At 34.1% G+C, this 10,965-nt stretch carries 13 protein-coding genes; 9 read left to right on the top strand and 4 right to left on the bottom strand.

Going from position 1 to position 10,965, the window contains the following annotated elements:
• The coding region (locus VFM92_RS16880) for a transposase (RefSeq protein ID WP_325123412.1) at positions 1-256 on the top strand (256 nt) is incomplete at its 5' end.
• A gap of 403 nt (positions 257-659) precedes the next feature.
• Positions 660-1,370 (top strand): site-specific DNA-methyltransferase, encoded by a 711-nt coding sequence (locus VFM92_RS16875; protein ID WP_325123411.1) that lies wholly within the window; start codon positions 660-662, stop codon positions 1,368-1,370.
• On the opposite strand, the gene VFM92_RS16870 is transcribed toward VFM92_RS16875, so the two are convergent.
• Entirely contained in the window at positions 1,359-2,375 is a 1,017-nt protein-coding gene (locus VFM92_RS16870; RefSeq protein WP_325123410.1) for an IS1595 family transposase, read from the bottom strand. The genes VFM92_RS16875 and VFM92_RS16870 overlap by 12 nt on opposite strands.
• A gap of 580 nt (positions 2,376-2,955) precedes the next feature.
• The gene (locus VFM92_RS16865; RefSeq protein WP_325123409.1) at positions 2,956-3,588 is read right to left on the bottom strand and encodes a peroxiredoxin; all 633 of its coding nucleotides are present in this window, start codon (positions 3,586-3,588) and stop codon (positions 2,956-2,958) included.
• Positions 3,589-3,766: 178 nt separating this feature from the next.
• On the opposite strand from VFM92_RS16865, the gene VFM92_RS16860 reads away from it, so the two are divergent.
• Both VFM92_RS16860 and VFM92_RS16855 read left to right on the top strand, forming a co-directional pair.
• Complete coding sequence (locus tag VFM92_RS16860; RefSeq protein WP_325123408.1) at positions 3,767-4,531, top strand: hypothetical protein; 765 nt, start codon at positions 3,767-3,769, stop codon at positions 4,529-4,531.
• Complete coding sequence (locus VFM92_RS16855) at positions 4,518-5,273, top strand: hypothetical protein (RefSeq protein ID WP_325123407.1); 756 nt, start codon at positions 4,518-4,520, stop codon at positions 5,271-5,273. Before VFM92_RS16860 ends, VFM92_RS16855 begins: the two co-directional genes overlap by 14 nt.
• 24 nt (positions 5,274-5,297) lie before the next feature.
• Here the strand turns inward: VFM92_RS16855 and VFM92_RS16850 are convergent, their stop codons facing one another.
• Positions 5,298-6,227 carry an App1 family protein gene (locus tag VFM92_RS16850; RefSeq protein WP_325123406.1) on the bottom strand — a complete coding sequence of 310 codons (930 nt, stop codon included), beginning with the start codon at positions 6,225-6,227 and terminating at the stop codon, positions 5,298-5,300.
• Between the two features lie 105 nt (positions 6,228-6,332).
• Between VFM92_RS16850 and VFM92_RS16845 the strand changes: the two genes are divergently transcribed.
• Positions 6,333-7,211, top strand: a complete 879-nt coding sequence (locus tag VFM92_RS16845) for a diacylglycerol kinase family protein (RefSeq protein WP_325123405.1) — start codon at positions 6,333-6,335, stop codon at positions 7,209-7,211.
• Between the two features lie 133 nt (positions 7,212-7,344).
• Here the strand turns inward: VFM92_RS16845 and VFM92_RS16840 are convergent, their stop codons facing one another.
• A complete protein-coding gene (locus tag VFM92_RS16840) occupies positions 7,345-7,896 on the bottom strand; it encodes a hypothetical protein (protein ID WP_325123404.1) in 552 nt (183 codons plus the stop codon).
• Between the two features lie 112 nt (positions 7,897-8,008).
• Between VFM92_RS16840 and VFM92_RS16835 the strand changes: the two genes are divergently transcribed.
• The 4 genes from VFM92_RS16835 to VFM92_RS16820 all read left to right on the top strand — a co-directional run bounded on the left by VFM92_RS16835 (position 8,009) and on the right by VFM92_RS16820 (position 10,648).
• Positions 8,009-9,064 (top strand): acyltransferase, encoded by a 1,056-nt coding sequence (locus VFM92_RS16835; RefSeq protein ID WP_325123403.1) that lies wholly within the window; start codon positions 8,009-8,011, stop codon positions 9,062-9,064.
• A gap of 5 nt (positions 9,065-9,069) precedes the next feature.
• Positions 9,070-9,249 carry a CPXCG motif-containing cysteine-rich protein gene (locus VFM92_RS16830; protein WP_325123402.1) on the top strand — a complete coding sequence of 60 codons (180 nt, stop codon included), beginning with the start codon at positions 9,070-9,072 and terminating at the stop codon, positions 9,247-9,249.
• A 72-nt stretch (positions 9,250-9,321) separates the two neighbouring features.
• Positions 9,322-10,086: an SDR family oxidoreductase gene (locus VFM92_RS16825; protein ID WP_325123401.1), complete on the top strand. Its 765-nt coding sequence runs from the start codon at positions 9,322-9,324 to the stop codon at positions 10,084-10,086.
• On the top strand, positions 10,076-10,648 hold the full coding sequence (locus VFM92_RS16820; RefSeq protein WP_325123400.1) for a DNA-3-methyladenine glycosylase I: 573 nt from the start codon (positions 10,076-10,078) through the stop codon (positions 10,646-10,648). Before VFM92_RS16825 ends, VFM92_RS16820 begins: the two co-directional genes overlap by 11 nt.
• Positions 10,649-10,965 lie beyond the last annotated feature (317 nt).

Here is a 10,965-nt window from a genome sequence, read left to right as displayed (position 1 = left end):
AAAAGATAAGGGTGTTGCCTATCTCAAACTGGCCAGATGGTATGATCAAGTAGAAAAAGCAGGGTTTAAAAGCTTCAACACCGTATCTAGGACAATTCAAAACCATTATCAAACAATCCTGAATTTCTTTGAAAGAAGAAGTACCAATGCAGCAGCTGAATCATTCAATGCCAAGATAAAAGCTTTTCGCTCTCAATTCAGAGGTGTGAAAAACGTATCCTTTTTCCTTTACAGACTCTCTAAAATATATGCTTGAAAAATACTTCTCCCCAGATTTTCAGATTGATCCGTAAACCCGCTTCCTGGAACAAAAGCTTCTCAGTAATGAGAGGCTTTTTGTATTTTAGGCCAATTCTATTTCTTTTCATAATCAGACTGAGCTTAAAATCTTGTGAGCATTAGCCCGTGGGGCGTGCCTATGCATGGCCTAGCCCATGGATGAGGAGTTTTAATTATTTCAACAAAAAAACCACTGCTTTCCTAGCTGGGCCGCCACATTTAATTAAAGTAAAAGGCTCTGTTATAGATAAAAGTTTATAAATTATTCAGCTTGAATTTAAAACTAATAAACAATACTCAATATAAGTAAGAAATATGAGTATTAAATGGTTAAAAAATTTAAGAATGGTGAATTATATAATGGTGATTGTTTACAAGTAATGAAGAATATTCATGATAAGTCAGTGGATATGATTTTATGTGATTTACCTTACGGAACTACAAGAAATAAGTGGGATTCCGTTATTAATTTAACTATTTTATGGGAAGAATATAATAGGATTATAAAAGATAATTCTGCTATAATATTAACGGCTCAAACACCATTTGATAAAGTTTTGGGATGTTCTAATCTATGTATGTTAAAATATGAGTGGATATGGGAAAAAGAAATGGGAACAGGACATCTAAACTCTAATTTCGCACCTTTAAAATCACATGAAAATATTTTAATTTTCTCAAAAGCATCAGCATCGTATGTTAAAAATAAAAGTAAGGCTATGAATTATTTTCCGCAAATGGAAGTGGGTGAACCATATATTGCGACAAAAGGAAGTCTAACTCAAAACTACGGTACTAAGTGGGATAAAATAGTCAAGACGGAGAATAAAGGAGAAAGGTATCCTAAAACTATTTTACGTTTCAATAGAGATAAAGATAAACTACATCCCACTCAAAAACCAGTGGCACTTTTCGAATATTTAATCCGAACATACTCAAATGAGGGTGATGTTATTTTAGATAATTGTTCAGGGAGTGGAACTACGGCAATATCAGCAATTAATACTAATAGAAAATTTATCCTGATTGAAAAAGATAAAAAATACTTTGACATATCAGCAGTTAGAATTGAAGGTCATTTAAGTAATTAAATTCTGATACCGTTGTTCAAGGTTTGAATATCTGTTTAAGGTAAGCTTATCAGTTATGGAAGCATGATAGAATTCATTTATCATACTTTCTTTGTTTTTGAATAGTTCAACAAACCTGAATAGATTTAAATAATTTTGAAGATACTTGGTAGCAACACCGTTGAATGGTTTGATATACTCTTTAAACCTCTTAGCAAGGTTATTGAGATTATTTACATGGTATATTTTTTTGATAGAATATTGCTTTTTAGTCGCATCTATACGATAATGAGTTAAGCCATGAGTCTTAGCAAATGACTTGATAGACGGGTGCTTATCCGAGCATAAAATATTGCTTTCACCATTTATTCTACTACCTAAGATTCTATCTAAATCTTTACGTTTCAACCTACCCATACAAGCAGTAGTTAAATCCATATTTTTCGACCTATCAACAGAGAATAATACCTTACCTTGATCATCATTATCTCCTCTTCTATTAGTACCACCACGTTTTCTTGGCTTTTCTAAGCCACGTTTTCCTTTTTCACTTTTCAGAAACCAAACATCATCTACCTCAACAATTCCTTCAAATTTAGATTTGTTAAGTTCGTCAAAGGCAGTCAGGATTTTATGTCTCCAATCAAAAGCTGTTTTAAGTGATATATCCATCTTTTTAGTGATATCACGTAAAGAATTACCTTCGACCATTAAATAGATATATTGCTCCCATAGATGCTTTTTCTTGATGTATGACATAGCTGTTCCTGTAAGGTCAGTGAAGGTCTTTTTACAGTCTTTACATCTAAACCTGTTACGGTTTTGAAGAAAGCCAAATCTAATAATGGAAACCGAGCCACATGACGGACAACCACGCTCTTTACCCTCGTTGATTTCCTCTACTATTTGATTGTGTTTTGCGCTTGCCTTGGCTAAAAGTTCAGCAATATTTTTGGATATAATTTTTAACTCTTTTTCTTCAAGATTCTGTAATTCTTTTAGGATATTTAGTTTTGCTTTAGCCATGACGTATCTAATTGATTATTACAAAGATACGACAAATTTGCGATATTAGCAACTTTTATCTATAACAGAGCCAAGTAAAATAATTTACAAGGATATAAAAACAAGTCGAACGGATAAAAAATTAGGATTTGATAAAATGGTATACAATTTATAAATTCATTAAAGATTAACTCCCCCATTTTCGCCTAAAGCGAAAAAAGCGGGCTGGAGGGTAAAATGGCGGGCCTGCGTTGGCTTTTGAGGGTGGAAGCATCATTTTACCTAGATTTTTTGCATACTTTTTCATCATTGGAAAAAGTATGAAGAATTAAGAGTGCAATAAGAATACAAAGATTGAAGATTTAATGGGTACATCTACATTCTGGGACACCTTAAAAAAATAAAAATGTGCTTTTAAATCAATAAAAAGCACTTCTTTAACTTTACCGAAGAAAATAGGAATAAGACTTAAAATCATGTGAAGATTAGCCCTTGGGGCATACCTATGCAAGGGCTAGCTAGTGGATGAAGATTAAATTATTCCAACAAAAAACCGAAGCGCTAACTTCAGTTTTCAGATTAAGCAATTTCAAATTTTACTTTACTCTGGTTGAGGAGTAGTTCTCAAATAAGGCTTAATTACTGTATGCCCTTTTGGAAATTTAGCTGCAATTTCTTCATCTTTAACAGCTGGAGTGATAATGACATCCTCACCATACTTCCAGTCGGCAGGCGTAGCCACTTGATGCTTAGCGGTAAGCTGTAATGAATCAATAACTCTTAAAATTTCTGTGAAATTTCTTCCAGTGCTTGCCGGATAAGTAATACTTGCTTTGATTTTTTTATCTGGCCCTATAAAGAACACCGAACGTACTGTAGCGGTAGCGGATGCATTCTCATGAATCATATCATACAAATTTGCCACTTTTCTTTCCTCATCCCCTATAATTGGAAATTCAACTGAGGTGTTTTGTGTTTCATTTACATCTTTCTTCCATTCATGATGAGATTTTACATCATCTACACTAACAACTGCTACTTTAGTATTACGTTTTGCGAATTCATCCTTCAATTGAGCTGTTCTTCCAATCTCCGTAGTACAAACTGGTGTAAAATCTGCCGGATGAGAATATAATATCCCCCAGCTATCTCCTAACCATTGATGAAAATCAATTTTCCCTTCCGTGGTGTCCGCTTGAAAATTTGGTGCGGTATCTCCTATTTTAAGTCCCATAATTTTATTTTTTGATTAAGTTTAAGGGTCTAACGCTTTGTTTAAGAATGTGTTTGCAAATAATTAGCATTATCTTATCTGATTCACATCACTAAGATAAAATCTAAGCTTTTGATAAAAAGATTAAAACATTATATTTATTCTATAGTTTTCTAATTTTAACTTTACAGTTAGTTTAATGAAGTTTTTAAAAGTTCTGCTTTTCTTAACTCTATCAGTTGGTTTCCTCACAATAACCTCCGCAAGTGCCCAAGACCAAATTAACTATGGTTTAAAAATTGGGATGTACAATTATCAAATGATTGGTAATGAAAGTGGGAGGTACAATGATATAGATGTGCGAATTGATATTGCTCAATGGGATATTTATAAACCTCGATTTCCACATGCAAGTGTTTTCTTCGAGCATCCCATCTACAGCATACCTTTTGTTAGTTTAACCACAGAACTAAGCTACTTGAAAAGATACCTTTTTATCACGCCAATTGATTACAATCCAGATAGCCCATTTGGGCCGCAGTCTGGATTGTTTTTTACTAACTACCGTACTTTTAGTTTTGGGATCTTACCCGCTATCCATCTGAATAGGGGATTAGAAACTCGGGTATTTGCAGGGTATGAGGTGCAGTATTTTCATCATCAGGACAAAACTTTACATGCCTCTGATTTTGATGACTATTGGCTGCAAAGTAATAGGCGGAGGTTTGAAGTAGCTAAGAAGTTTGTAGAAGAAAATCCTATGGTGCCTTTTGTGCATCACTTAGCGATAGGGGCGGAAGTAAAAAAATGGCGATTTGGATTAGAAGTAAAATATTTGATGGGCTTAAATTCTCCCTTGCGAAGCGTAAAGTTTAATGATGAATTTACTTATCCTTATAGAAGCTATACCAATAGCTTGTACTATTCACTGAAATTTTATTTTAGAAAAAATGAAGATAATTAGAATAGCATTAATTGGGTTGATTGTTACATTTATTGTTCAAAGCACTAAAGCCCAAAACCAATGGAATTATGGACTCAAACTGGGGCTTTATAATTATCAAATGATTGGTAATGAAAGTGGGAGGTACAACGATATAGATGTGCGAATTGATATATCTCTGTGGGATATTTACATGCCGCAATTTATACATGGAGGTGTTTTTTTTGAACATCCTTTACAAAACATACCTTTTGTTAGTTTAACAACAGAGCTAAATTACTTAAAGAGATCTCTTTTTATAACGCCATTTGATTACAATCCACCAGGTGGTTTTGCTCCTCAAGCCGGTTTATTTATTACATCCTACAACGTTTTCAGTCTTGGTATTCTACCCGCTATTCATCTTAATAGGGGATTAGATACACGGGTATTTGCAGGGTATGAGGTGCAGTATTTTCATCATCAGGACAAAACTTTACATGCATCTGATTTTGATGACTATTGGCTGCAAAATAATAGGCGAAGATTTGAGGTAGCCAAAAAGTTTGTAGAGGAAAATCCTATGGTGCCTTTTGTGCATCATTTAGCGATAGGCGCTGAAGTAAAAAAATGGCGATTTGGATTAGAAGTAAAATATTTGATGGGCTTAAATTCTCCTTTACGTGATGTGAAGTTTAACGATGAATTTACATATCGTTATAGGAGCAATACGAATAGTTTGTACTATTCACTGAAATTTTATTTTAGAAAGGATAAAGATTAAAAAAATGATGTTTTAAATCTGGCTTTATTTCATAATGAAGCCAGATTTTTTGGCATGATTTTCGGCCTCCTCCGTATTCTCCAACATCAGCAATGGCACGCCCTTTTCTTCAAACTCTTTTGTAGTTGTCTCATCGAAATCATCTTTTTTGCCGATTTTTCGGATATAAACAGCTAATATTCTACTCGAAAATTCATGCAATATCTGTCGGTAAATTTCAGTATCTCGTTGTCCGCTATCGCCAATTAAAATAAAATTAAGCTTGGGAAAGAGCAGCATTAATCTCCTTATCTTATCTTGCTTGTGCTGATGGCTTCCTCCGCCTGTGAAAAGCAAATCGCGTAAGCCAGATTTATACTCTTGCAGAAGGAATGGCCCTTTTGGAATATTTTGGATTGTGAAGAAGTCTAAAAGAAAATCATATAAATTCCACTCACTACTGCTGACATAGAAAAATGGATTTTCATGAGCCTTAAGCTTTTGATAAAATTCAGCTACGCCCTCAAAAGGTAAACGCGTTTTGGCATTTTTGGTCATGATGAGGCGGAATTTCTTATACAATTGCGTGGCATGGGAAACTAAAATAGTGTCATCAATATCTGAAATGGTGGCAAATTCAGCATCTTTACCTACTATCAAAAACTCCCCTTTGGCTTTATAAATTTCGTTGTTTTCATTTTTGAGGCTGTAAATAACACTATGCCACCCTGCTTCAAAAGATTTGGAAGGCTCAACCCAAGCGCTAAAATATCCGTATTCATCAGTCTGGGTAAAAAAATTTTCTTCTCCTAAAGAAATTTGTACTTTCATTTCAGGAATGGGTGAGCTTAGATAGCGGGAAAGCATTATCCTGAAATTTTTTATTATTTTATCTGTGACTTTCGAATCAAAATCAGGTCGGTTTTCCAACACACCGCCCTTTAAGTAAATCAGATTTTGATTTCCATAGCCCATAAAAGGAACAATTTTAGGAGGAGAAATGATACCTAATAATCGTTTTAAGTAAAGGGCAAATCGTATATTTAATGAACGTAGAATAGTTTTTAATTTTAATTTTTAATGCAACCGAAAAAGCTACTTTTTATCATCAATCCAAAGTCAGGTAATAATGACAAATCCAGATTAGAAAAGCAAATTTCTATTGCCTGTGATAAAAATAGTAAGGAATATGCGCTTTTCTATACATCTGGCGAAAATGATAAAGAAAAAATCCAGGAAAAGCAGTCGAATTTTAAAGCTGATACCTTAGTTGCTTGCGGAGGTGATGGTACGGTAAATCTCGTGGCTCAGATTATTATAAACTCCTCAACACAATTAGCCATTGTTCCCTTGGGCTCTGCTAACGGACTTGCTCATGAATTGGATATAGAAGATGATGTGGAAGAAAGTCTGGAGTTATTGATGTTGGGTAGAACCATATCAATGGACGTAATCCGCATAAATGAAGAATTTATCTGTTTGCACTTGAGTGATGTGGGCTTTAATGCACAAATGATTAAAGACTTTGAGGAGAGCGGTGAAAGAGGAATGCTGTCTTATGCTAAATCATTTTTTGGGTCATTGATGGAGAAAAAAACGACTGAATTCCAAATTGAATTTAACGAATCTGTGAAAACGATAAAAGCTGAGATGATTGTTTTGGCAAACGCATCGAGTTATGGAACAGGCGCTGTCATAAATCCTGATAGCAAAATGGATGATGGCTCCTTTGAGTTAGTGGTTTTCAAACCTATTCCAGTAAAAGATTTAATTTCCTTAACCTTAGAATCGTTTTTAGGAAATATTAAAAATTCTCCATATGTAAAGATCTATAAAGTTAAGGAAGCTAAGATTACATGTCAGGAAGCTGAACTACTACAAATTGACGGTGAATTAAAAGGAGAATGTAAAGAGGTAAAAGCCGAAATAATTAAAGGAGCATTAACAGTTATTGCTTAGTAATGAAAAACGTAAAGTCTCAAAGTGAAAATACTCCTTTCAGAAAAGGGTTTATAGCCATATTAATTTTGGCAATGGCAATTTTTGGCTTGTATAATTTACTTCTTGACCTGCTGAAATATTTAGACGTAATTTAGTAATCAGTCACCATCTCCTCTACCTCATTCAGTTTTTTCATAGAAGACCTTCCTGCTGTAGCATATATGATTTCACCAGCTTTATTTACCACAAAGAAATACGGTTGATCCTTTTCAGTCATGTTTAATTGATCTTCATAATCACCCATTTTCCCACTATACACTATCACATGCGGATGAAGTTTCGTATCCACATCTTTTTGCATTTTCTTAATTGCAGAACCAGAAGCACCTCTTTTTAAACCAGTAAACATAGGAATAAAGACTACATTGACATCAGGTTTCATTTCAGGAATTAATGCATTAGGATCTGCTTCTCTAATAAATTTCTCCCAAACTGGTTGAAACCAAGTTTGTAAATCATCTTCTGCTTTTTTACTGAATGCGATTCCAATTAGGGTCATTTTATCTTGCGTTGCAGAAGGTACTGTGATCTCCTCATCCGTTAAACTGGTTCCAACCATTTCTGGAAAAACATCTCCCACTTGAGCATTTGAAACATGAATTAAAATAAATAAACTCGCGATTGTTAAGTATAAATTTTTCATATAGGTCAAAACGATGCTTATGAAATTCTGTTTTATTAAGACTTACAAAATTCAAATTCCTCGCTTTTATCTCTTTTTTATAATAGGGTTTTAATCCTAAATTGCTGCAAGAATGCGAACAGTAAAAAATAAGATTTTCTTTCCAGCACTAGCGGGAATAAGGATTATTGCAGCATGGATGATTTTTTTACATCATATTTCCAATGAAGTAAAAACTGAATGGTTAAGCGCCATTTTTAAAGAATTTCACGTGGGTATCTTCTTTACAATTAGTGGTTCTTTGACCTACATTTTATATTTCAAAAAATATAGAGAAGGTCAATTTTCATTTTACCATTTTCTACAAAAACGCTTGGCCAGATTACTACCTTTATATTGGGTTTTGCTTGTGATAGCAGCTATCTGGCAATGGGAAACTTTAAAATCGTTTATTCTTTCATTTCTTCTTTTGCAAAGCTATTTCCAAGAGTTTAAATTTTCATATGTAGCCCAAGCCTGGACTATTTCTGTTCAATTACTCTTTTACATTAGCGTACCTTTATTTTTTCTTTGGATCAGAAAATATAAATATTGGTTTATCTTCTGGCCTCTGTCGATTTTTCTTTTTGGCTTAGTTTTAATGTATTCCTTTTCTACTATTTCTTTTCATGGATTTTTGACGGATTTCGATTTCTTGATGATTTATACCTTTTTTGGAAGAGTGTCTGAATTTACTATTGGAGCATTGATAGGGCAATTATGGTATTCTAAAAAGTCTGAAAAAATGCTCAGAATCAGGCCAACACTTACTGGGGCTATCAGTTATTTTATTATTCTAGTTATCATTTCTAGCTTTCAAAGTCAGGAAAATTCATATGGCATCAATCATCCCATTGGATTAGTCTTAAATCATATTTTCCTTCCCTTTTCAATTGGACTATTTTTAATAGGACTCTGTTCTGAAAAAACCTATTTCTCTACATTTATATCATCCCCATTTATGATTCTTATGGGAAATTCGGCCTATGCATTTTATCTGATTCACGTGGGCTACTTTTCTGAATTTATCTATTTTCATATTTCCAGTAATTTGCTTATCCGTTTTCTATGCTTAAATGTTATAGCTGTAATATTATATAAATTTATGGAGCTACCTGTGCAAAGAGCACTCTTATCATTTAGAAAATAAATAATATGCTAGAACATTTTTTCCACTGCCCACATTGCTTTCAGGAAATCAGCATGCTGGTTGATTTAAGCGTCTCACCACAATCTTACATAGAAGACTGCGAAGTCTGCTGTAATCCTTTACAAATCAATTTAGAAATTGAAGAAGGTGAAATCATATACTTTGAAGCTGATGCAGCCCAATGATTTATAACTTAACCCTTTAATAGATTATATTTTTTAGTAAATTGAAATGTATTAACCATCACTCCTATCATTATGAAAATTGATTGTACGCATCAACATATATTAGTTACAGGCGGAACCCGAGGTATTGGTGCAGCGATTACCAGAACTTTAGTAGAATGTGGCGCTCTAGTGGTGGCGCATTATAATAGAAATGAAGAATCAGCTCAGAAACTTAAGAAAGAATTGGGTTCTAGTATTCATCTGATTAAAGCCGATTTATCGGGCTCCATGGAAGTAGCTCGACTGTTTAGCGAAACGCTAGAGTATTTTGATGGTCGATTAGATGGAATAGTAAATAATGCAGGAATTGCTCTATCTTCTGATATTAATAAAAATGCAGTGGATTGGACCGATGATTGGTTGAAAACCATGGACGTTAATGTGAATGCAGTAGGTTTATTATGTAAAAGGAGTGTAGTCCAATTTCAAAAGCAGGAAAACGGAGGAAGGATTGTAAATATTTCCTCTCGGGCAGCTTTTAGAGGCGATACTGCTGATTATCTGGCATATGCCACTTCTAAGGGTGCCGTTGTTTCCTTGACCAAATCCATTGCCAGGGCTTTCGGGAAACAGAACATTAAAGCCTTTACTATTGCTCCAGGTTTTGTTAGAACCGATATGGCAAAGCAATTCATTGACCAATATGGAGAAGATTTTGCTTTGAATGATATTGCCCTAAGCAAATTAACAGAACCTGAAGATATTTCTCCAACTATTGCAATGTTAATGTCTGGTTTAATGGATCATGCCACAGGAACTACCATTGACATAAATGCGGCAAGTTATGTCCACTGACAAAGGAAGATGTCCCTGGTGCCTGGGCTTTGACCAATACATTGAATATCATGATAAAGAATGGGGAGTGCCTGTTCATGATGACCAAACACACTTCGAATTCTTAATACTAGAAGGAGCACAAGCAGGCTTAAGCTGGGCAACTGTTTTAAAAAAGAGAGAAAATTACAGAAAACTCTTTGCGAATTTTGATGCTAAGAAAGTTGCTGAATTTGACCAATCAAAAATTGAGGAGCTTTTACAAAATCCAGGAATAATTCGCAATAAATTAAAAGTAAACGCGACTGTAATCAATGCACAGAAATTTCTGGAAGTGCAAAAAGAATTTGGAAGCTTTAACAAATACATCTGGTCCTTTGTGAATCACAAACCGATCACCAATCATTTAAAATCCATGAAGGATGCACCTGCTACTTCTCCAGAATCGGATGCATTAAGCAAAGACTTAAAAAAGCGAGGATTTAAATTTGTGGGTAGCACAATAATATATGCTCATATGCAAGCTTGTGGGTTGGTAAATGACCATTTGACCAGTTGTTTTAGATATAATGAATTAAATTAGGTTTCTCATGAAAACGGAAATTGTGGAAAAATTCTTCTTTATGTCTTATTTAAGGTAATTCATTAAAGTGTTTTAGTAGCAGAATAACTTCAAAAAATGGGTCTTTAGTCAAGCTGAAACCAGCTAAAGCTGGAAATTTAACCACAAAAGAAATGGAAGAAAACAATAGAAAATAGCGAAACGCTATTTATCCACCAAACATTTCCTGTAGAACGGAGGCATTTTGTTATCTTTTTTGAGGTTCAGTTAAAAGACTTTGAGGACTTGACAATAAAGAAACAACGCCATCGGCATCCCTTTGGGAAAAGTCAAGACAA

Origin of the sequence: Marivirga sp. (assembly GCF_035704835.1) — a bacterium.
GTDB lineage: Bacteria > Bacteroidota > Bacteroidia > Cytophagales > Cyclobacteriaceae > Marivirga.
The sequence above is the reverse complement of the archived record's forward strand: the minus strand, read 5'-3'. Positions and strand labels throughout refer to the sequence as shown.